Annotated in this window: 17 protein-coding genes; 11 read left to right on the top strand and 6 right to left on the bottom strand. The window is 55.4% G+C overall.

Going from position 1 to position 23,253, the window contains the following annotated elements:
* Positions 1-21: 21 nt before the first annotated feature.
* Positions 22-1,077, bottom strand: a complete 1,056-nt coding sequence (bioB, locus tag G8770_RS15745; protein WP_167188870.1) for a biotin synthase BioB — start codon at positions 1,075-1,077, stop codon at positions 22-24.
* Between the two features lie 218 nt (positions 1,078-1,295).
* On the opposite strand from bioB, the gene G8770_RS15740 reads away from it, so the two are divergent.
* The 4 genes from G8770_RS15740 to cysE all read left to right on the top strand — a co-directional run bounded on the left by G8770_RS15740 (position 1,296) and on the right by cysE (position 5,503).
* A complete protein-coding gene (locus G8770_RS15740) occupies positions 1,296-2,042 on the top strand; it encodes a ComF family protein (RefSeq protein ID WP_167188867.1) in 747 nt (248 codons plus the stop codon).
* A gap of 197 nt (positions 2,043-2,239) precedes the next feature.
* Positions 2,240-3,367, top strand: a complete 1,128-nt coding sequence (locus tag G8770_RS15735) for a beta-ketoacyl-ACP synthase III (protein WP_167188864.1) — start codon at positions 2,240-2,242, stop codon at positions 3,365-3,367.
* 164 nt (positions 3,368-3,531) lie between these two features.
* The gene (locus tag G8770_RS15730; RefSeq protein WP_167188861.1) at positions 3,532-4,536 is read left to right on the top strand and encodes a serine/threonine protein kinase; all 1,005 of its coding nucleotides are present in this window, start codon (positions 3,532-3,534) and stop codon (positions 4,534-4,536) included.
* Between the two features lie 172 nt (positions 4,537-4,708).
* The gene (gene cysE, locus G8770_RS15725) at positions 4,709-5,503 is read left to right on the top strand and encodes a serine O-acetyltransferase (RefSeq protein ID WP_167188859.1); all 795 of its coding nucleotides are present in this window, start codon (positions 4,709-4,711) and stop codon (positions 5,501-5,503) included.
* A gap of 122 nt (positions 5,504-5,625) precedes the next feature.
* On the opposite strand, the gene epmA is transcribed toward cysE, so the two are convergent.
* Both epmA and efp read right to left on the bottom strand, forming a co-directional pair.
* Positions 5,626-6,579, bottom strand: coding sequence for an EF-P lysine aminoacylase EpmA (gene epmA, locus G8770_RS15720; RefSeq protein ID WP_167188857.1), 954 nt, complete (start codon positions 6,577-6,579; stop codon positions 5,626-5,628).
* Between the two features lie 149 nt (positions 6,580-6,728).
* Positions 6,729-7,301 carry an elongation factor P gene (gene efp, locus G8770_RS15715; protein ID WP_167188854.1) on the bottom strand — a complete coding sequence of 191 codons (573 nt, stop codon included), beginning with the start codon at positions 7,299-7,301 and terminating at the stop codon, positions 6,729-6,731.
* Between the two features lie 377 nt (positions 7,302-7,678).
* Here efp and epmB point away from each other — a divergent pair, with 377 nt between their 5' ends.
* The 3 genes from epmB (at position 7,679) to G8770_RS15700 (ending at position 13,369) form a co-directional block, all read left to right on the top strand.
* On the top strand, positions 7,679-8,698 hold the full coding sequence (gene epmB / locus G8770_RS15710; RefSeq protein ID WP_167188851.1) for an EF-P beta-lysylation protein EpmB: 1,020 nt from the start codon (positions 7,679-7,681) through the stop codon (positions 8,696-8,698).
* Positions 8,699-8,981: 283 nt separating this feature from the next.
* On the top strand, positions 8,982-10,814 hold the full coding sequence (locus tag G8770_RS15705) for a hypothetical protein (RefSeq protein ID WP_167188848.1): 1,833 nt from the start codon (positions 8,982-8,984) through the stop codon (positions 10,812-10,814).
* 422 nt (positions 10,815-11,236) lie between these two features.
* Positions 11,237-13,369 (top strand): EAL domain-containing response regulator, encoded by a 2,133-nt coding sequence (locus G8770_RS15700; protein ID WP_167188845.1) that lies wholly within the window; start codon positions 11,237-11,239, stop codon positions 13,367-13,369.
* 190 nt (positions 13,370-13,559) lie between these two features.
* Here the strand turns inward: G8770_RS15700 and serB are convergent, their stop codons facing one another.
* The gene (gene serB / locus G8770_RS15695; protein ID WP_167188843.1) at positions 13,560-14,771 is read right to left on the bottom strand and encodes a phosphoserine phosphatase SerB; all 1,212 of its coding nucleotides are present in this window, start codon (positions 14,769-14,771) and stop codon (positions 13,560-13,562) included.
* A gap of 401 nt (positions 14,772-15,172) precedes the next feature.
* Between serB and G8770_RS15690 the strand changes: the two genes are divergently transcribed.
* Entirely contained in the window at positions 15,173-16,342 is a 1,170-nt protein-coding gene (locus tag G8770_RS15690; RefSeq protein ID WP_167188841.1) for a hypothetical protein, read from the top strand.
* Between the two features lie 243 nt (positions 16,343-16,585).
* Here G8770_RS15690 and olsF read toward each other — a convergent pair whose 3' ends face one another.
* Complete coding sequence (olsF, locus tag G8770_RS15685; protein WP_167188838.1) at positions 16,586-18,319, bottom strand: bifunctional ornithine lipid synthase OlsF; 1,734 nt, start codon at positions 18,317-18,319, stop codon at positions 16,586-16,588.
* Positions 18,320-18,492: 173 nt separating this feature from the next.
* The gene (locus G8770_RS15680; RefSeq protein ID WP_167188835.1) at positions 18,493-19,644 is read right to left on the bottom strand and encodes an NAD(P)/FAD-dependent oxidoreductase; all 1,152 of its coding nucleotides are present in this window, start codon (positions 19,642-19,644) and stop codon (positions 18,493-18,495) included.
* Between the two features lie 278 nt (positions 19,645-19,922).
* Here G8770_RS15680 and G8770_RS15675 point away from each other — a divergent pair, with 278 nt between their 5' ends.
* The 3 genes from G8770_RS15675 to G8770_RS15665 all read left to right on the top strand — a co-directional run bounded on the left by G8770_RS15675 (position 19,923) and on the right by G8770_RS15665 (position 23,246).
* Positions 19,923-20,351, top strand: coding sequence for a MerR family transcriptional regulator (locus G8770_RS15675; RefSeq protein WP_167188832.1), 429 nt, complete (start codon positions 19,923-19,925; stop codon positions 20,349-20,351).
* A gap of 66 nt (positions 20,352-20,417) precedes the next feature.
* Complete coding sequence (locus G8770_RS15670) at positions 20,418-21,587, top strand: isovaleryl-CoA dehydrogenase (protein WP_208022296.1); 1,170 nt, start codon at positions 20,418-20,420, stop codon at positions 21,585-21,587.
* Between the two features lie 51 nt (positions 21,588-21,638).
* The gene (locus tag G8770_RS15665; RefSeq protein ID WP_167188829.1) at positions 21,639-23,246 is read left to right on the top strand and encodes a carboxyl transferase domain-containing protein; all 1,608 of its coding nucleotides are present in this window, start codon (positions 21,639-21,641) and stop codon (positions 23,244-23,246) included.
* The last annotated feature ends 7 nt before the right edge of the window (positions 23,247-23,253 follow it).

The following is a 23,253-nucleotide window of genomic DNA, read 5'->3' as shown; positions in this document are numbered from 1 at the left end:
AGGCACAGGCCCACGCAGCCGTTACTTGGTCGCTGCGTCGTAAAAGAACTTGTCGTTTTTAGCCGCTTCCATGGACTGCAACACGTTTGCTTCCTGCTCAGCCTCGTCTTCGTGGACTTCATACTTTTCCGTATTGATGCCCAGACGCTTTAACAGTTGCATGTCCTTGCTGGCTTCCGGGTTGGGCGTAGTCAGCAACTTTTCTCCGTAAAAGATGGAGTTGGCACCGGCCATAAACGCCATGGATTGCATCTGCTCATTCATCTCTTCACGGCCCGCCGATAAACGCACATGAGATTTCGGCATGATGATACGGGCTACGGCAATCGTGCGAATAAAATCGAAAGGATCAAGATCGGCCTGATCCGCCAGCGGAGTCCCCTCAACACGCACCAGCATGTTTACCGGAACCGATTCCGGATGCTTGTCCATGGTGGCCAATTGATGCAGCAAACCGACGCGATCAGACTGACCTTCGCCCATGCCGACAATGCCGCCGCTGCAGACTTTCATGCCGGCGGCGCGCACATTACCCAGTGTGTTCAACCGATCCTGATAAGTGCGGGTGGTGATGATGTCACCGTAAAATTCCGGGGAAGTGTCCAGGTTGTGATTGTAATAATCCAGACCGGCTCCAGCCAATTCGGTCGCCTGCGCCTCACTGACCATCCCCAGAGTCATACAGGTTTCCAGACCCAGCGCCTTGACGTCTTTGACCATCTGGGTCACGTAGGGCATGTCTTTTTTCTTCGGCGAGCGCCAGGCCGCTCCCATACAAAAACGGGTCGCACCACTGGCTTTGGCCGCACGGGCCTCTTCCAGCACCGCCTCCACCTTCATCAGCCGCTCTTTCTCCAGCCCGGTATCGTAGCGGGCGCTTTGTGGACAGTATTTACAGTCTTCCGGGCAGGCACCGGTCTTGATGGAGCACAGAGTGCTGATCTGCACCTCGTTGGGGTTAAAGTGCTGACGGTGCACCACCTGCGCCTGAAACATCAGGTCATTAAATGGCAGTTCAAACAAGGCCGCGATCTCGTCGCGGGTCCAGTCATTGCGAATCGTGTCGGTGGTGCCCATAATTAAAGATTTCCTGTCTGGCATAAGTCGCCGGAGTCTGGCAATTGCCCGAAAAACGGGCAGTTACCCAAAAATGAGTTGCCGGAGGCTAAGCCCCATCAGCGAAAGCTCAAATGATAGTGGGATGCACAACGCTGTCAACCCAAAGTTGACTCCAGGGTTAACTAATTCATCATTTACCTTGGCAAAAGACACTGATTCGATCACGGACGATCTCAATGACCAGCCCCTTGTTACACCTTTTGGCCCTCGCCGGTCCGCGCCAGGCCTGCCGTTACTGCGCCGCTGCAACCGAATCCGGCGCACTCTGCTCACGCTGTGAACAGGCACTTCAGGACTTGCGGCAACGCTGCTTTCAATGTGCCCTGCCCCTGACCGACAGTGCCGGCATCTGCGGTGAGTGCCTGGCCAATCCTCCCTGTTTTGACCGCACCGTGTGCGGCGACAGCTATCAGCCGCCGTTCAGTCACTGGTTGCAGAATTTCAAAGATTTTCGCGACTTGCGCGATGGCCACCTGCTGACCCGGCGACTGATACAACAACTGGAACGGGCCTACCCTTCGACCGACGGACGGCCCCAGGCACTGATTCCCGTCCCCCTCCACTGGCGCAAAGCTCTGTGGCGCAACTTCAATCAGTCCTGCTGGATGGCCCGCCAACTGGGCAGGCATTTCAACATTCCGGTCATTCAGGCCCTGCACCGCACCCAGCCCGGCGATGACCAGCGCCACCTCAGCCGACAGGAACGTCAGCGCAATCTCCGGGGGGTCTTCAGACTGCACCCGCGATGTCAGCGAGCGTCCATCTGGCCATCCCTGCACAACAAACATGTGGCCCTGATTGACGATGTGATCACCACCACCGCCACCGCCCGTGCCATTAGCCGGGAATTACGCCACCAGGGCATTGGCCGGGTGGACATCTGGAGCCTGGCACGAACCGACAAAACCCATCTTCACTATTAGACCTGTGCGGTCAATTACGGCACAATCACCCCCGCAAATTAAACTCCTGTACCCATTGCCAGAGTGACCGACCAGTCACACACCGCTGAAATACGGTAAGGCGCCAATTTGGCAAGAACCCAAGTTGGTAAGAACCTATAATGAGTACGGTCGAGGAACGAAAATCTCCAAATTACCTGCCGTGAACGGGATCATGTATGTCAGAGAAAAATGTAGTTATCAGTGGTTCCGGTCTATGGACCCCTACCAACACCGTCACCAACGAAGAATTGGTGGAAGCCTACAACGGCTATGCGGAAAAATATAACGCCGAGCACGCCGCGGAAATCGAGGCTGGCACCTTAGTCGCCAAGCCTCTTTCCAGCGCCGAATTCATCACCAAGGCCTCCGGCATTAAAAGTCGCTTTGTGTACCGCAAAGACGGCATCCTGGACATCAACCGCATGCGCCCTAAATTTGAAGAGCGCAGCAATGATGAGCTCTCTCATCAGGCAGAGATCGCTCTGCATGCGGCTCGCAAGGCGCTGGCTGCAGCCAACAAAAAGCCGGAAGATGTCGATGCCGTGATTGTCTCCTGTGCCTATACCCAGCGTTCCTACCCGGCCATTGCCATCGAAGTGCAAAACGAACTGGGCATTAAAGGGTTCGGCTTTGATATGCTGGTGGCGTGTTCCGCCGCGACCTTTGCCTTGCAGCGCGCTTATGAAATGGTAAAAGCCGGTACCGCCAAGTGTGTTCTGGCCATAAACCCGGAACTGACCTCGCCGCAAAACAACTGGCGCGACCGCGACAGCCACTTCATCTTTGGCGACGTGGCGACCGCCACGGTGATCGAAACCGCCGACACCTGCACCAGCGAGCACAGCTACGACATTCTGGACACCAAGACCGTCACCAGCTACTCCAACAACATCCGCTCCAATTTCGGCTACACCTCTTACGCAGACGACAGCGATCCCTACGCGCCGGATAAATTCTTTATCCAGCAAGGCCGCAAAGTGTTTAAAGAAGTGTGCCCGATGGCCGCCGAACACATCAGCACGCAACTGGAATCACTGGACATCCAGATCGCCGACGTCAAACGCTGGTGGCTGCACCAGGCCAACATCAACATGAACCTGCTCATCAGCAAGCGCCTGCTGGGAAGGGACGCCACGGCCGAGGAAGCACCGATCGTACTGGATCGCTACGCCAATACCGCCTCGGCGGGCTCACTGATTGCCTTCAACCTGCACCACGAAGACCTGCAGCCCGGTGATCTCGGCCTGATCTGCTCCTTTGGGGCCGGCTATTCCATTGGCAGCCTGGTACTGAAGAAACGCTGACAGTGCGCTGCCGACCTCAATCCGTAAAGGCCCGATCAACGGGCCTTTCTTTTTTGTAGACGGCGCTTTTTACAGACAGGTATTTTTTATAGACGGTTAGTTTTGTAAACCGCAGATTTTATCACTCATCTTGCCAAGGCAAGACAACCGACTAAGTGCTTACTATGAACGACTCAGAAACGACATCAGTTCACCCCTACGAAGCACTGACCCCTGACACGGTATTGAATGCCGTCGAAGCTGAAGGTTATTACTGCGATGGCCGCAATCTGGCTCTCAACAGCTACGAAAACCGGGTGTATCAAGTGGGCATTGAAGACAGCCAACCGATCATCGCCAAGTTTTACCGCCCCCATCGCTGGACGCGGGCACAGATTCAGGAAGAGCACGACTTCTGTGCCGAACTGGTCGAGAACGAGCTTCCCGTCGTACCGCCACTGCCCGATGCCAATGGCAACACCATCCGCGATTACGGCGGTTTCATGTTTGCGCTGTTTGAGCGTCGTGGCGGCCACGCCCCGGAACTGGGCAACCTCAACAACCTGGAGATCATGGGCCGCTTTCTGGGGCGCATGCACAATGTGGGGCACCTCAAACCGTTTGAAAGTCGGCCCACCATCAGCATCCAGACGTACGCGCTGGACAGTGCTGAATTTTTACTGGCCAACCAGTTCATTCCCATGGAGCTGGAAACTTCCTACCAAACGCTCACCGACGATCTGGTGAAAATCATTCAACAGCGTTTTGCCGACACGCATTTTGAAACTCTGCGCCTGCACGGCGACTGTCACCCAGGCAACGTACTCTGGCGTGACGACATCCCCAACTTTGTCGACTTTGACGATGCCCGCACGGGTCCCGCGGTACAGGATTTGTGGATGTTACTGTCCGGCGATGATCGCGATCAGCAACAGGGGCAGTTGAACAAAATCCTGGCTGGCTATCAGCAGTTTTGCCGTTTCAACGGCGCCGAACTGAATCTGGTGGAATCCCTGCGCACCCTGCGCATCATGAACTACAGCGCCTGGCTGGCCCGCCGTTGGGAAGACCCCGCCTTCCCTCACAGCTTCCCGTGGTTTAACACCCAGCGCTACTGGTCGGATCACATCCTGACCCTGCGCGAGCAGCTGGCCGCACTGCAGGAGCCGCCCCTGTCAATGCCTTGGTGAAAGACAGTCGCGAGTGGCGAGTGGCGAGTGGCGAGTGGCGAGTGGCGAGTGGCGAGTGGCGAGTGAAGTTTTCCTGTCTACTCGTTACTGTCAACTCGCCCCTTTCTTTCATCTAGCCACAACCGCCGATAACCGCGATAATGTCGCCTTCACTTTCGCAGGAGCCGATCTCATGTCGGAGAAACTGAAACACGCGACAGCGCCGGATCTGATCTGGACGACCATTCGCGAAGAGGCCAAACAACAGGCCGCCGGGGAACCGATTCTGGCGAGCTTTTATCACGCCACGATTTTAAACCACAGCAGCCTGGAAGATGCGCTCAGCTTTCACCTGGCCAACAAACTGGAGAGTGCGGCGGCGTCAGCCATGCAAGTGCGTGAAGTGGTGCAACTGGCCCTGAACAGCGACGCCACCATTGGCCAAGCAATGCGTGCCGACCTGACAGCCATCCAGGACCGGGATTCAGCCTGCGACAACCTCTCCACCCCGTTTTTGTTCTTTAAAGGCTTTCACGCCCTGCAGGCACACCGCGTGGGCCACTGGCTGTGGAACAATCATCGCAAGGACATGGCCCTGTTTCTGCAAAACCGCATATCCAGTGTTTTTTCGGTCGATTTACACCCGGCAGCGCGGATAGGCAAAGGCATCATGCTCGACCACGCCACCGGTATTGTGGTGGGCGAAACCGCGGTGGTGGAAGACAACGTCTCCATTATGCAATCCGTCACCCTGGGGGGTACCGGCAAAGAATCCGGCGATCGTCACCCGAAGATTCGTGCCGGCGTGATGATCGGCCCCGGAGCCAAAATACTGGGCAATATTGAAGTGGGCGAAGGCGCGAAAATCTGCGCCGGCAGCGTGGTCCTCAAACCCGTGAAGGCCCACACGGTGGTCGCCGGTGTCCCGGCGAAAGACGTCGGCACGCTCGATAGCCAGCCGGCGATGGACATGAATCAGAATATCTGATTCCTAGAAACTAGAAACTAGAAACTAGAAACTAGAAACTAGAAAAAGATTACCGGCACATCGTTATTGCAACGAAAAGATAATGAACAATCACTCCCCAGTCCGCCCCGCATCAAGTCCGGCTATACACGCTCGAAGGGAAAGGCCAACAATTGGCGTATGTCGTTGATGCCGGTGGTCAGCATCAGCAGGCGATCGACACCCAGGGCGACGCCGGCGCAATCGGGCAGGCCCGCGGTCAGCGCCTCGATCAGGTGTTGATCAACGGGGTATTGAGGCAAATCCAGAGCCTGGCGTTTGCGCAAGTCGCTTTGCAGACGCTGCGCCTGCTCCTGACCGTCGCACAGCTCCCAATAGCCATTCGCCAATTCAACACCACCGACGTAAGCCTCAAAACGCCTGGCAACCTGTTGCCCCTGAGCGTCCACCCCCAAGCGCGCCAGCGCAGCCTGACTGGCCGGAAAATCGTACACCAGCACCAAACCATCGCCCAGGCCTGGCTCAATAACATGCGTCATAAGCACATCGAGCCAGACATCCCTGTCGTCGTCATCCCATTGAATATCACACAGTTGCCGGGCAACGTGCTGCAGCTCTCCCACACTCGCAATATGCGGATCCAGCCCAAGCTCACGCTGAAACACTTCCCGATAAGACAACCGCTGCACCGATGACAATTCAACACAAGCGCCGATCAACTCAGCCACTTCATCCATCAAGCGCTGGTCATCCCAGCCCCGTCGATACCACTCCAGCATGGTAAATTCAGGGTTGTGCCGGCGCCCTGCCTCGCCATTGCGAAACGCTTTATTGAGGCTGTAAATGTCACCACAGCCCGCCGCCAGCAAACGCTTCATGAAAAATTCCGGTGACGTTTGCAGATACAGGGCTTCGCCGCAGACCTGAGCGTTAATGCTGTCAATGTGAGGATCGGACACCGCCGCGCGCGATAGCGAAGGCACGTCGACTTCGGTCACCTGACGCTGATAAAAAAACTCTCGCAGGCCGCGATAGAGTTCAGCCCGTTGCTGCACGGCGTCCAGTGTTGCCGACGGTCGCCAGTCAGAAGAAGTCATTGAAAGTCCTGCCAAAAAAGTAACGGAGAAAAAGACATCATAGCCTCTCCCATAAACCACAGACAAAAAAGGCCGATGAACCCAACGCCCATCGACCCTTTTCTTTCTAGTTTCTAGTTTCTAGTTTCTAGTTTCTAGTTTCTCAGAGATTATGACTCTTTAGCGCGGCCCTGATACTCACCGTTGCGAGTGTCCACACGAATCACTTCCCCGGTGGACAGGAACAGAGGCACCTTCACTACCGCACCGGTAGACAGGGTCGCAGGCTTGGTGCCACCGTTGGCGGTATCGCCTTTCAGACCAGGGTCGGTCTCCACTATTTCCAGATCGACGTGATTTGGCGGGGTCACCGCCAAAGGCGCACCGTTATACAGTGTCACAATAACCGTGTCCTGCTCTTTCAGCCACTTGGCGCTGTCGCCTACGGCTTTGGCATCCGCCTGATGCTGCTCGAAAGTATCAGGCTCCATGAAATGCCAGAATTCACCATCGGTGTACAGATACTCCATGCTGTGGTCCATCACATCCGCCGCTTCCAGAGATTCGCCGGACTTGAAGGTGCGCTCCCAGACCCGACCAGAGTTCAGGTTGCGCAATCTGACGCGGTTGAAGGCCTGGCCTTTACCTGGTTTAACAAATTCGTTTTCCAGAATGGCACAAGGTTCGCCATCCAGCATCACCTTCATGCCACTGCGGAATTCATTCGTGGAGTATGTACCCATGGTTTATCTCATCTTTTCCGGTTCAAGTGTTCTATACCGCGGCTGTTCCCCGACTGCAAACAGCACTCTGGCAACCCGGCCCACGGTACAATACGCGCCATCGCTGACGCAGCGTATTCTTCAAAGAGGCGCATTATAGCGCAGCCATACGCAGAAGATAACCAGCACCGCTGAAGATACACGCACCTCGGCCTCATGGTGCGAAACTTGGTATACTGGCGGCTTGCAGACTGGTCACCATGACACCTAAAGCCTTTTTTGGGCTCGCTGGCAGGATGTCCCGACCCTGGTGGAGCCGGAACCAAAGCGTTATTGAGCCTCAGGCTTCAGTCTCAACACAAACAACCGATTCACACACCAAATTACCCGGGTTACCCATGTCGCAGCGCCCCCCCGTTCAAACGCTCTCCCTCAAGCCACAGATCAGCTGGCAGGAAGAACTGATTCAGGCGGTGCGCGACCCGCAAACCCTGCTGGAATACCTGCAGCTGCCACCTGAACTGCTGCCCAGGGCCCAAGCAGCCTGCCAGCTGTTTGAACTGCGAGCCCCCCGGCCCTTTCTCGACCGGATTGCCAAAGGCGACCTGAATGACCCGTTGTTGCGTCAAGTTCTGCCCATTCAGGATGAATTGACACTCACCCCCGGTTACAGCGCCGACCCGTTGCAGGAAGCCGACAGCAACCCGACTCAGGGGCTCGTGCACAAATACCATGGCCGGGTACTGCTGGTGGTGGCGCCTCATTGCGCCATAAACTGTCGCTACTGTTTCCGGCGAGAATTCCCCTATCAGGACAACAACCCCAGCCGCCAGCAGTGGCACCAGGTATTTGATACAATCCGTGCCGACCGCAGCATCAGCGAAGTCATTTTCAGCGGTGGCGACCCCCTCGCCAGCCCGGACCGTCAGCTGCAATGGATGGTGGATCAACTGGTGGACATCCCCCACATACGCCGCCTGCGGGTACACACCCGCCTACCCATCGTCATCCCCCAGCGCATCACCGACGACACCCTGCGCTGGCTGGCAGACACCCGCCTGCAAAGCGTGCTGGTCCTGCACACCAACCACCCCAATGAGCTGGATCATCAGGTTGGCCAAAGCATCGCGCGCCTGCGCAGTGCCGGAGTGACTGTCCTCAACCAGGCGGTACTGCTGCAAGGCGTGAATAACGACCTGGAAACCCAGATCGCACTCAGTGAAGCACTGTTTGCGGCCGGCGCACTACCCTATTACCTGCACCTGCTGGACAAAGTGCAAGGCGCCGCTCACTTTGCGGTAGCAGACTCGGACGCTATTGCACTGCATCAGCAAATGCAGTCCAGACTGCCAGGCTTCCTAGTGCCCAAATTAGCCCGGGAGGAACCCGGGGCCTTGAACAAGACACTGATTTTTTGACGGAGGCCATCAAATCCCGGCCTTTTCTTGAAAATACCGGCATAAGCCTCAAGAAAGCTGGCAAAAATCGGCCAAGAAAGGTACAAACACAGTCACAGTAGAGCTCATTGCTCATAAAAGGTTCGATAGGCGCCAAAGGGAAAGCCCCAGGGAAGCCCGAACGACAAGATAAAACGGCATCGACGGGACATTGCCGGGCTGTGAAACGCACCCCCGAGCAAGTACCTGGCTTGGCGAATACACTAAATTCTCGCGAACAATTGCAGCTAATAACGAATCATCAATGAATTCAGCCCCGACCATCCAGGAATTGATTAAGAAACTGCGCCTTCCGGCTCAGAGTCAGACCACTCTGAATTTTTGCCAAAGTAACCGCGCCAGCCGGGTTGCAGAGTGGGCCAGCCAACTGCAAACCACCCGCATCAACAACACCAGCGTATTGCTGTATCAAGCCTTGCCAGAAATCTGCCGACTTGACACCCCCCCCAGCAACCGACTGGATATCCTCGAGCGTTTGCGACCCTACGTTCAACAATGCATTCAGGGCCTGTCACAAACGTTTCTGGGACAGCCCGTGATTCTCCCGGAAAGCGCCAAAAAAGCCGCTGTGATTGCCCAGGCCCTGCAAAAACACCTGAGTAATGGCTACTGCCTGGTCATCAGGGACCTGCTACTCAAAAACCATGGCGGCAAACTTAAAGATGACTCACTGACTCAGCTGGGATTGGCAATACATCGCGCCATCAGCGGCATTGGCCTGCAATTTCTGCGCAATTCGCAGATTTACACGCAAATATCCAGTCAACTGTGGCTGGAACTCAACACACTTTTCTACCTGGCCGAACAGTTGAGCCTATCGCAACGAACGTTTGCCGACCCGCTGCTGACAGGGCTGCGGGGTAACACCATTGAGCAGGCTTACCTGCGCACCCTGCTGTTACAGACAGCCACCCCAAACCAACTGCGTCAAAATGATGTCCAACACCTTTACGAGGCGCTGGAGAACTGGTGCCGACTGGTGGACTTTGCTCATCCGGCCAACACTGACAACAACCTGTACAGCATCGACCTGGAAAGCGATCAGCCTCCGAGTTACAGAAGCCAGACGCAGGATTCGTCTCAAGCACACGCCTCGCAACCCGCTGCACAACACTTATTACAGCAACCTCTAAAGCCAGGCTTGCGAGTACTGAATCTGACGCCCTTGCTGGACGCCCTGAGAAATTACGCCTCCGGAGCGCCCGGCGACCTCATTCAGGTCCCGGGCCATGTCAACGCCCAATTGTTGCAGCATGTTCGCCAACACTGGGGGGAAGAGTACCATCGCAACCACCCTCGTAAAGCGTCTAAAGACCTACTGGAAGTCGTGGTTGGCCTCACCAATGTGCACTATCACCTGGCCGACCAGAAACCGTTTAATCACTTTCTTCAGGACACCTGCCAACTTGAGGGCCAGTCGGGCAACCGCTTTGAGGCGCACACGACACCCGGTGAATTCGACCCATGGGCAGAGTCCTTTAATGACGCCGGGGGCAAGTCAAAGACCAAAGCGACAAACGGTTCGGAGTCAGGCAGCGAAGCACAGCCCTCCAAATTTCGGGTGTATCAGGTTCAGATTTCAAATGCCAGCGACAGCGGCTACGGCCTCGAGTGGCGTCACCATATCCCTTCTCAGGCGGCTGCCGGGGAGCTGATTGCGTTACGCCAGCCTAATCGCCGCCAGTGGAAGATAGGGGTCATTCGCTGGGTTAAGCAACATCGCGGCATGTCAAAGCTTGGGGTCCAGCTGATCGCCCAGCAAGCCAACGCCATTGCCGTTCAACAACTGCAAACAACCGGTGCTGACAATGTACTGATGCGCGGCTTGATCACCAGTCAGGCCGGCCGAAGCTTTAAGCACGCGGCACTGATTACCGCCAGCCACCCCTTTCGAACCCAAAACAAAGTTCGAATGAACCAACTGGGCGCAACGTCGGTCGTGCAGTTGCAGCAAATACTGCACAGCTCTTCCAGCATTTCGGTGTTTGGCTACCGCCCACTGGAAACTGACTCAAAGACGCAGCAAGCGCCCACCGAAGGTGCTCCGGTACCCGGGGTCTTTCCGGAAGACTGGTAATGCATATTGCATTGAAGATCTGCAACAGCCATCACAGATTGCCGAATTAGGCCCACAGTGTCCTTTGAGACCTTTTTTAATTAGCGTACTCTGTGCTTCTTTGGGCTAAGTTCGGCTTGGACACGCCTGTACAACTGTATGGTACTATCGTGCTAATCGGTGACGGTTACCCCTCTGATTTAGGTAATAACCGCAAAATCAGCGCTGGATTGGGTAGACCGCAGCAGGCAAGACTCGTATTACCCGGGTCCAAATCAACCGCTGAAGTGCCGGCCGATGCCTTTGGGACAGCAACATATTGTGTACAATTTGAGACCGAAAAAGCTTTACACCATATAAGAAAAACCCGCTGAGACGATGTTATTCTGTCCTGAAAGGGAACGGAGCTCGACCAAGTTAGAATAGGGAAAATTAACTGCAGTATGAATGCCAATGAGACCATCCGCCTCCTGATCCTTAACGACTCCCGCAAGGAAGTTGAAAGACTCATCAGCATGCTCAACAATGCCGGCCGAGCCACTCGCGCCCAGCATGTTGAAAGTGAAGAAGTGCTCACCAAATTATTGCAGGAGCAAACCTGGGACCTGCTCATTGCCGAAGAGGGCTGCAGCCAACTGCCACCGGAAACGGCTGCCCGACAAATTAAACGGCTGAATAAAGACGTACCGGTGATCCTGATCAGCGATGCCCTCGCCAATGGTGGGGACGTCAGCCAGGCCGTGGTAGATGGCATTAAACTCGGCGCGGCTGACGTTGTACAACTGGATCAGGACCAACACCTGTTGCTGGTCATTCAGCGCGAGCTGGACAATCGCGAACAGCGCCAGCAACGCCGTCGCGCAGACCATAAATTGAAAGAGACCGAGCGCCGCAGCCAAAAACTGCTCGACAGCTCTCGCGATGCCATCGCCTACGTTCAGGATGGCATGTACCTGTATGCCAACCAATCTTTTGCCGATACCTTCGGCTACAGCGACCGCGATGACATTGAGTGCATGCCCGTCATCGACATGGTGGACGATGAGCATCAGACTCAAGTCAAACAATTCCTCAAAGACTTCACCCTCAAGGGGGAAGAAGCCGAAAGCTCGCAACTGGAATTTAACGGGGTCAATGCTGAAGGAGCCATCTGCCGTTGCCAGGTCACGGTCACCAGTGCGATCTACGATGAAGAAAACTGCATTCAGTTTCTGATCCACGCCAGGGCCGAGCAAGCCAGCGATAACGCTGCCGGCAATGAAGTCCTGCAGGCAGAGCTGCAAAAAATCAAAGATCAGGACACGGTAACTGGCCTCTACAACCGTCTGTACCTGGTCGAACAGATGGAGCGGGCCGTTTCCAGCGCGATTAAAGAGGGTTCTACCGCGACCGCACTGTACATTGAAGTGGATAATTTCTCAGACCACATTCAACATCAAATGGGGGTTGCCGGCTCCGATCTGGCCCTGGCCAATATTGCCCAACTGCTGAAATCGCACACCCTGGACGGTGAAATTTTGGCCCGTTTTGGCGACGATTCGTTCATGCTACTGGCCCGCAACCAGCGCGCTGATGCCTCTTTGGCTCGGGCTGAAGCCATCTGCAAACAGCTGGAACAACACATTATCGACGTGGACGGCAAAACCGCTCAAGCCACGGTCACCATCGGCGTTTCCATTCTCAATGAAAACTCCACCAGCGCAGAAGAAGTCATCGACCAGGCGTTAAAAGCGGTTGAAAGCTACCGCAAAGAGCATGATGGCGCAGGCAATGGCGCTGACCTGTATAACCCGGAGATCAGCCCCGAAGACAAAGCCGAGGCGGACCTGTTAAAAATGATACAGGGTGCACTCGACAACAGCCGCTTCAAACTGATGTTCCAGCCCATCATCAGTCTGCGCGGTGCCGAAGATGAGCACTATGAAGTTCTGCTCAGAATGCTGGACGATAACGATGAACTGGTGGCGCCCGGTGACTTTTTGCCAGCCGCCGGGCAACTGGGCCTGATGACCAAGATTGACCGCTGGGTAATCCTGGAAACCATCAAAACCCTCTCCAGCCACCGGGCCAAAGGCAACAACACCCGGGTAATCATCAATCTGAGCCGAGAGTCCCTCTGCGACGAAACACTGGCCCCCTGGATTGGCGTTGCCTTCAAGGCGGCCGGACTGAACCCGGACACCGTTGTTTTCCAGGTGGATGAAACCCACGTAACCAATCACCTTAACGCGGCTAAAGCTCTGTTCCACGGGCTCAACCAAATTAACTGCCAGACTTCGATTTCAAACTTTGGCTGTTCGTTGAACCCGTTTAAAACCCTGTCTCATGCGCCATCGGACTACGTCAAGGTACATGGATCCTTCACCCTGGAGATCCAGAACAACACCGAAAGCCCGGAAGCGATCAGCAGCCTGATCAAACAGCTCTTGGAAGCCAACACCATCACCATCGTGCCGCTGGTGGAAAATGCCGGCGTCCTGTCGACCCTGTGGCAAACCGGAGTGCACTACATTCAGGGCAACTACCTGCAAGCCCCCACAGAGGCCATGGACTTTGATTTTAATATGGAAGGGTAAAGGCAGTGGCCAGCCCAGGCTGCCCTCTCTTGCTGCGCAATTCACCTTGAGCGAGTAGCGAGTAGCGAGTAGCGAGTAGCGAGTAGCGAGTAGCGAGTAGCGAGTAGCGAGTATAATCTTTTCCTGGCTACTCGTGACTGTCAACTCGCCCCTATCCTTAATCCTCTCTACTCGAGACTAGCAACTGCCTTTAAATAACATCCCGGTCACGAAAACCAATCAGGTAGAGAATGCCGTCCAGCCCCAGGTTGGAGATGGATTGTTTGGCTTCCGCCTTGACCAGGGGTTTGGCCCGGAAGGCAATCCCCAGACCGGCGATGCTGAGCATGGGCAGGTCGTTGGCGCCGTCGCCAACGGCAATGACCTGTTCCAGAGACAGGTTTTCCTTCTCCGCCAGCTCCCGCAACAGCTCGGCTTTGCGAGCCCCATCCACCACCACGCCGGAGACTTCGCCGGTGACCTTGCCATCCACAATGTCCAGATCATTGGCATAAACGTAATCGATGCCCAGCTTTTGCTGCAGGTATTTGCCGAAATAATTGAAGCCACCGGATAGGATCGCGGTTTTATAGCCCAGTTTTCTCAGGGTCGAAATTAACCGTTCCGCGCCCTCAGTCACCGGCAGCCGCTCGGCGATTTCTGCCAGCACGGATTCGTCCAGGCCTTTCAGCAGCGCCATGCGGCGGGCAAAACTCTCTTTGAAATCCAGCTCACCGCGCATCGCCGCTTCGGTGATTTCGATCACCTGATCGCCCACCCCGGCGGCCTTGGCCAGCTCATCGATAACTTCCGCCTCAATCAGGGTGGAATCCATATCAAAGCACACCAGACGGCGATTGCGGCGGAACGCATTGTCTTCCTGGAAGGCAATGTCTGCCTCCAGGCGGCCTGACAATTCCATAAAGGCAGAGCGCAATTCAGCCAGGTCAGAGGACGTGCCACGGGCTGAAAACTCAACACAGGCCTTGGTCTGATCACTCTCATGATCCAGCTCAACCCGGCCGGACAGGCGACTGATGTTGTCGATGTTGAGGCCGTGCGTCATTGCCACCGTGGTGACTTCCGCGATCTGCTCGGCGGTAATCTTGCGCGACAGCAAGGTAATGATATGGCGATCTTTCCCCTGCTGACCCACCCAGTGACCGTAGCTCTCTTCCGTAATGGGCTGAAATTTCACCTGCATCTCCAGCTCGTGGGCTTTCAGCAGAATATCCTTTAACACCGGTGAAGATTCAAAAGCCGGAGGAATTTCGACCAGCAGCCCGAGGGTGAGATTATCGTGGATCACTGCCTGGCCAATATCGAGCACATTGGCCTCGTATTGAGCCAGTATACTGGTAATCGCGGAGGTAACACCGGGTCGATCTGCACCGGAGATATTGATCAAAAGTATTTCTTTCACGCTGAAAACTCGACTGCCTGCAAATGTAAGGTGGGCATTATAACTTTACTCTACCGTCAGACTAAAATAATCTCTTGGGAAAGATGACCGTATTGCGCGGGGCCGCACGCCAGGGATCGATCGAAGCTTTGATAGTATGCTGAATATGACTTTATTCTCAGGGTAGCTTTAGCTTATGGATAACTTTTCGCTTATGGATGGCCTTTAGCTTATAGAAGGCGATAGGCCCAAATAAGACAATACACTCAATATAGATCATTAGCTCGATGTGGATTGCTGGCTCAATGTAGAATATTGGCTTAAATGCCTCATTCCCATAGGCCGCGCCGGACCGGGTGACCATCAACCCATCACCACCCATACACTGACCACCACAACCCAGAGGTTAGATCGACACGATCATGCTGTCTCCGACTGTGCTCAACCTAATTCGCACACCCCTGTTTATCATCAGCATCACCACGCTGGTTTGCCTGCTGCTCAGCGCCAGCCTGCTGCAACAGCAACACCATCAACGTCTGGAAATCCGCACCCTACAATACGGTAACGCGCTGGCCACGCTCGGCGCCAGCCAAGCCACCGACGCCACCCTCAATCACGACCTCGTCAGCTTGCAGGTCACCGTCAGTGATATTGCCCGCAATCCCGATGTGCTGAGTGCAACCATTCACGACGTGGAAAACCGGCTGCTGGTTCAGGCCGGTGATTCCCCCAATGCCGGTGACTATGTCAATCGGGACTATGGCTCCTACAGCGCCCCAATTACCCTGCAAGACAGTGTGGCGGGCTACTTAACCGTTATCATCGACAAACAGACACTGTATGAAGAACAAGACGATACCTGGCTGATGGCCCTGCTCGGGCTCGCCGGTGCCATGCTGGTGATGAGCGTCCTGAACCTGCGCCAGACTCCGACCGAAAGCCCCGCAGACCCCGAGAACCAGGAAGCTCCATTGACGTCCCCCCCGGCACGAGACAACCAGCTTCCCACACGCAGTATGTCGATTCACGACGATGTGGACGTCAACCTCACTCTGCGCTGCCTGAACTGGCCCACCCTCAAGCAACAACTGAGCGCCACCCTGCGCCAACAGCTGTTTGACGACCTGCAGCGACATCTGAGCGGCATCAACGCTCTCTATAATGGCCGCATCCTGTTTGCCGATCACGAAACCCTGGAGTTGCAATTCCGCGGTGACGAAATCGGCAACACCACCTTTCGTGCCATTTGTGCCGCTTATCTGCTGTTCTCTCTGGTAAAACAAAGCAATGCCGGTATCCGCCTGGACTACGCCGCTGCGGCCTACCCGGCAACCGACGACAACAATTTGCATCAGTACCTGGATAACTCCGAATTCCGCCAGCAACTGCAAGCCATGCTCGCCGAACAAACCAACCACAGCCTGCTGATCGACACCCAGGAATGCGCGACCTCCCAGTTGCTGCAACGCTTGCAAGTGAATGAATTCACGTTCGACCAAAGCTGGGCGATCATTGAGGGCCTGCAACCCACCTACCAGGGGTTACTGGATAAACAGGCCAAGCATTTACAAAGTTTGCAAACGGCCTAATAGCGAGTAGCGAGTCAGCCCAGGCTGCCCTCTCTGGCTGCGCCATTCACCTTGGGCGAGTGGCGAGTGGCGAGTGGCGAGTGGCGAGTGGCGAGTGGCGAGTGGCGAGTAAAGCATCACCCCACTCCCAAGCAGGTCTACTCTCATTTTTTAATGTTTTTCTGTCCACTCGCTACTGTCCACTCATCCCTATCCTATCCTATCCTTTCCTTTCCTTTCCTATCCGTTCCTGTCTACTTGCCCCTATATTTTCCTGTCCCCATCTCCCAAATAGCGCTTTCGTTTCGCGACTTTCAGTTTGCTCAGGTCAGCCAGAAACAGACCGTCAATGCAGTCGCTGAAATCGGGATCCACACTGAAGGCCAGCAGTTGGAAACCGCCCTCCTCAAACAGCGAGGCGTACTGTTTAAACAGCACCGGGACTTTTTCACCTTCCAGTTGAAAAGCTTTTTGCAGCAGCGCAAAGCCCTCCTCCCGGTCCAACCCCAGATACAGAGCCTCCATCTCACAGCGACGTTCCGGTTCAATGAAATAAGGCTGTTTGGCACTCGCCAACGCCTGCGGACAGGTGTAATAGCGCTGATAATAAAACACCAACAGATCAATTAGCGGCTTGTTAAAACGGGCACTGACGGTCACCGGACCCATCATGTAGCGCACGTCATCGTGGTGATTCAGATAGGCGCCGATTCCCTGCCACAAATAGTCCAGACTGTTTTTGCCCCAGTATTGCGGATTGACAAAGCTGCGGCCCAACTCCAGCCCCTGCTGCAGATAGGGATAAAACGCGGGCTGAAAATCGAACAGCGTGTGGGTGTACAGGCCATTGCTACCCACTTCTTTGAGCAACCGTTTGATATTCCCAAGGCGATAAGCGCCAGCCAGACACATGGCTTCACGATCCCACAGCAGCAGGTGTTGATAGCTGCGATCAAAATTGTCCAGATCGCGTTTAGCGCCGGTCCCCTCACCCACTTTGCGAAACGTGTATTCCCGCAGACGGCCCACTTCCCGCATGGTCACGGGACTATCACCATAGCCGGTCAGAAGAATACAGTTGCCGTCACGAGTCTCGCCAAGCGTTCGCATTTGACGGGATTCCTGCACCAGCCGCAGGCGATCCTCGGGATGAGCAATGGTTTTTTCAGTAATAAACATCGAACGCTTGTGCTTGCGACGGCCCAATTTGTAGAGGTGTTTCTTGAGGCGCCTGAGCAACGCTTTATCCGACAGATGATCGGTGTGCAGGGCACAACAGGGGATGGGTTCCCCCACACAAAAATTGATGGTGGCCGACTTTTTGTTGAACATTTCTTTGGCCAACAACGCGGTGCCCAACGGCTTGTACAACATCGACGCGCTGTAAAACAACAGCGAATTTTTGGCTCTGATGTGAATCGGTAACACCGGCGCTTTGGCTCGGCGCGCCATTTTTAGACACCCCGGCCGCCAGCGGCTATCGCGCACCCCATGGGGCCGTACCCGCGACACTTCACCCGCCGGGAAGATAATCACTGCGCGCTCCTGCTGCAGCTCCTCCAGCGCCCGGCGAAAGCTTTTTATGGCACCGCCGCCGGTCAGGTTGTCCAGCGGAATCAATAAAGGGTGCAGCGCCTCAAAATTCATCAGCATATCGTTGGCGATGATTTTGACATCCTGTCGCACCTCACTCACCATTCTGAGGATCGCCAACCCGTCCAGTGAGCCGATGGGGTGATTGGCAATGATAACCACCCGCCCCTGATCGGGAATGTTGGCCTTGTCACGACTGGAGACGCTGTAACTGAAATTGAAATAATCGAACACGCTGTCAATGAATGCGATGGGGTCCAACCCGGCGTGCTCGTGAAGAAAGAGGTTAATTTCCTGCTCGTGAGTCAATTTCCTGAGCAACGAAAAAGTGGATCGCTTGATCACCTCCTGTTGCTGACCGAAGCCGGGGTATTTCTCACAGAGGGTTTGTTCGATATTGATCATGCAATGCGCTCATGGCCGTACTGTTGATAACAGTGCTTGTTGGAATACGACCAAATTACGGCGATCTTGTGACGGCTGGATGATGATACTGTGGCAGAAATGTGACCGTCCTCATCCAATAGGATCGCCCTGGCAACGGCCACCTTCCGCCCAGCAAAAGCCTAACGCTCAGCTCATGAGGGAGTCCACCTGAGCCCGGATCGCTGTGGCGACACCTTCCTGAGATCCAACCCCTGAGCCTGAATATCCTCAGGCACGCCTTTCCCCAGAATCAGGCAAGCACACAGACGGCCAAAAGCCGGGGCCGACTGAATGCCATACCCCCCCAGCGCGGCCGCCCAGAAAAAGTCCGTGTGCCCCTGATCAAAACCGCACACCGGCTCACCATCCGCCACAAAACTTCGCAATCCCGCCCAAGTGTGCCGGGGGCGGCGTATGCGCAGCTTGGTATTCTGTTCGATAAAATAGATCGCGGTGGCAATGTCCAGCTCTTCAGCCACCACGTCGTGTGGCTCTACCGGATCTGCATTAGCCGGTGATCCCAGCAGAGCCCCCGCATCCGGTTTAAAGTACCAGTTTTCTTCAATCCCAATCGTCATCGGCCACTGACTGCAGTCGATGTTCGCCGGCGCCTCAAAAATAAACGCTGAACGCCGGCGGGGCTCAATGCCGACAGCGGACACGCCCGCCAACTGCGCAATTTGATCCACCCAGGCACCCGCGGCATTGACCAGCACCGTGCCGCGCACGATCAGCCCCTCTTCCGTTGTCACCCGCCAACCGGGCGCGCATGACTGGATGTTGTTGACGCGGGCATTGCGTACAAAAACAGCCCCGTTGGACTTGGCCTGCTTGAGAAACCCCTGCAACAACAAATCCACTTCAATGTCGAAGGCCCCTGTATCGTAAACCGCTTTCACGGCAGCCTCCCGGGCTAACACGGGCACCAGCGCCAGAGCTTCATCGGTATTCAGACAGCGGACAGTGTCCGATTCGAGTGATTGCTGCTGGTAAAAAGCCTCTACCGCTGGCACCTGCTCTTGGCGCCCAACAAATAAAGCACCTCGAGGGTGAATTAAAGGGCTGTCGGCAAAACCTTCAGGAGGCGAGCGAAAAAACGCTTCGCTCGCCCGGGTCAAACTGCGGATGGACTCCGGGCCGTAACTGGGCTCAAACAGAGCCGCCGACCTCCCGCTGGCGTGATACCCGGCAGCCGCTTCAGCCTCCAAAATCACCACCCGCCGGTGCGGGGCCAGGTGATAAGCCATCGCGGCACCGACAATGCCTCCACCAATGATGACGACGTCGAATTCATGGTCACTCATAGCGGTTCCCCTTCGTTATTTCGCACCCCGACAAACACCATTCTTCCCTGCTTTTTTCACGGCTTCAAGTGCCCTGCATCACTCACCCCAAGACTCTTTGGGGTCAGGCCACCCGGCGTCGGCTCCAGCGATAAAGAGGGTCCCATCCAGATTTTACTTTGCCTTTGCCTTTAACCTTACCTTTACGTTAACGTAAACCAATGCTAACCTTACCCCATTATCCACTTATCCTTACCGCCCCCTGCGGGCCGTACATCGAAAGATTGGCCGGAGAAGCAATGACATCAAAAACCTACACCATCACCGACCTGTCCCGGGAGTTCGATGTCACTACCCGTGCCATCCGCTTTTACGAGGACAAAGGTATGTTGACCCCGGAACGCCGCGGGCAAGCCCGCATTTACACTCCCGCCGACCGCACTAAACTCAAACTGATTCTGCGCGGCAAGCGCCTGGGGCTGACGCTGGATGAAAGCCGCGACATCATTGAGATGTACAACCCCGGCAAGAGTAACGCCAATCAGCTGGAAAAACTGATCCTGAAAATTCGTCAGCGCCGCGACTACCTGCAACAGCAGATGCACGACCTGGAGGTCATGATGGTGGACCTGCAATCGTCCGAGCGCAGCTGCCTGGAAGCGCTGCAAAACATCGATCAACAAGCCTATGACGACCTGCTTGCCGACTCAGCGGATCAGGGCGCATAAGGCGAAATCAATTAAAAAGCCCTTTAACAAGGTATGACAATCAAACCAGATACTGCGAGAGATATTATGAACATCAGCTACCCCTCCTTAAACTTTGACCTCGGCTCTGACATCGACATGTTGCGCGACAGTGTCTATCAGTTCGCGCAGGCAGAACTCGGCCCCCGCGCCGACCAGATCGACCGCGACAATGAATTCCCGATGGACATGTGGCGCAAATTTGGCGACATGGGTCTGCTGGGTATGACCGTCGAAGAAGAGTACGGTGGCACCAACATGGGTTACCTGGCCCACGTGGTGGCCATGGAAGAAATCTCCCGCGTGTCTGCGTCCGTCGGCCTGTCTTACGGCGCCCACTCGAATCTGTGTGTGAACCAGATCCGCAAAAACGGCAGCCACGAACAAAAACAGAAGTACCTGCCCAAGCTGTGTTCCGGTGAACACATCGGCGCACTGGCCATGAGCGAACCCAACGCCGGCAGCGATGTGGTGAGCATGAAGCTGCGCGCCGACAAGCAGGGCGACAAATACATTCTCAACGGCAACAAAATGTGGATCACCAACGGTCCCGACGCCCACACCTATGTGATCTACGCCAAAACTGACATTGCGGCCAATTCCCGCGGCATCACGGCGTTCATCGTCGAGCACGACTTCCCCGGGTTTTCCCGTCACCAGAAACTGGACAAGCTGGGTATGCGCGGCTCCAACACCTGTGAACTGGTGTTCCAGGATTGCGAGGTGCCAGAGGAGAACATTCTTGGCAAAGAAGGCGAAGGGGTAAAGGTGCTGATGAGCGGTCTGGATTTCGAGCGCACGGTACTGTCCGGCGGTCCGGTCGGCATCATGCAGGCCTGTATGGACATTGTGGTGCCCTACATTCACGACCGCAAACAGTTTGGCCAGTCCATTGGTGAATTTCAGCTGATGCAGGGCAAGGTGGCGGACATGTACACCGAGCTGAACGCTTCCCGTGCCTATTTGTACGCCGTGGCCAAGGCCTGCGACCGCGGCGAAGAAAGTCGCAAAGACGCCGCAGCCGTGATCTTGTACACCGCCGAAAAGGCCACACAAATGGCACTGCAAGCGATACAAACACTGGGCGGCAACGGCTACATCAACGAATTTGCCACCGGCCGTTTACTGCGCGATGCCAAGCTGTACGAAATTGGCGCTGGCACATCAGAGGTACGCCGCATGCTGATCGGCCGCGAATTGTTTAACGAAACCAAATAAGCAGCGTTCGACACTAACGCCTGACCGAACCCAACGTCGAAGGAAAAAATAATGAGTATCATCAAAACAAAAATCAACACTCGCGCCACCGAGTTCATCGACAACACCGGGCACATGCAGACGCAGGTCAATGACCTGCGCGATAAACTGGAAACCATTAAGCTCGGCGGTGGCGAAAAATCCCGCGAGCGTCACGTGTCACGCGGCAAACTGTTGCCCCGCGAGCGCGTCAATGCCCTGCTGGATCCCGGCTCGCCGTTTCTGGAGCTGTCACAGCTCGCTGCCTACGAGGTGTACCCGGATGATGTACCCGCGGCGGGTATCATCACCGGCATTGGCCGGGTTAACGGTCAGGAGTGTGTCATCGTCACCAACGATGCCACGGTCAAGGGCGGCACCTACTACCCGCTGACCGTTAAAAAACACATCCGCGCGCAAACCATCGCTCAGGAAAACAATCTGCCCTGTATATACCTGGTGGATTCCGGAGGCGCCAACCTGCCCAACCAGGATGAAGTCTTCCCGGATCGGGAACACTTCGGACGCATCTTTTTTAATCAGGCCAACATGTCGGCACGCAACATTCCCCAGATCGCTGTGGTGATGGGTTCCTGTACTGCTGGCGGTGCCTATGTACCCGCTATGGCCGATGAATCCATCATTGTCAAAGAGCAGGGCACCATCTTTCTCGCCGGCCCACCGCTGGTCAAAGCAGCCACCGGTGAAGTGGTCAGCGCCGAAGAACTCGGCGGTGCCGAGGTGCACACGCGCATCTCCGGAGTGGCCGACCACCTGGCGCAAAATGATCATCACGCCCTGCAGCTGGCCCGGCAATCGATTGGCCGCCTGAATCGCGTTAAACCCATCCAAAGCGATGTCGCCGAAGTGGCAGAACCGCTCTACGACAGTCAGGAAATCTACGGCATCATTCCCAAAGACAGCCGCCAGCCCTATGACGTGCGCGAAGTGATCGCCCGCGTCGTGGACGGATCTGAATTTGACGAATTCAAAGCCCAGTACGGCACCACCCTGGTGTGTGGCTTTGCCCGTATCTACGGTTATCCCGTCGGTATTGTGGCCAACAATGGCATCCTCTTTGGTGAATCAGCGCAAAAAGGCGCGCACTTTATCGAGCTCTGCGGACAGCGCAAAATCCCGCTGGTGTTCCTGCAAAACATCACCGGCTTTATGGTGGGCAAGCAATACGAACACGACGGCATTGCCAAGCACGGCGCCAAGATGGTGACCGCCGTGGCGTCCGTACAGGTGCCTAAATTTACTATCCTTATCGGCGGCTCTTTCGGCGCGGGTAACTACGGCATGTGTGGCCGAGCCTACGATCCACGTTTTATGTTCATGTGGCCCAATGCCCGTATTTCGGTCATGGGTGGCGAACAGGCCGCAGGGGTGCTGGCGCAGGTCAAACGCGATCAGAAAACCAAGGCCGGTGAAGACTGGAGCGCAGAAGCCGAAGCTGAATTCAAGCAACCCATCATCGACACTTACGAGCGACAGGGTCACCCGTATTTCGCCTCCGCCCGACTGTGGGATGACGGTGTGATCGACCCGGCGGATACCCGCATGGTGTTGGGATTGTCAATTTCTGCCAGCTTGAATAAAGAAATTGAAGACACGAAATTTGGCGTATTCAGAATGTAATGACGGC

The organism is Pseudomaricurvus hydrocarbonicus, assembly GCF_011602365.1.
Lineage (GTDB): Bacteria > Pseudomonadota > Gammaproteobacteria > Pseudomonadales > Cellvibrionaceae > Pseudomaricurvus > Pseudomaricurvus hydrocarbonicus.
This window is presented reverse-complemented; position numbering and strand designations above follow the sequence as displayed.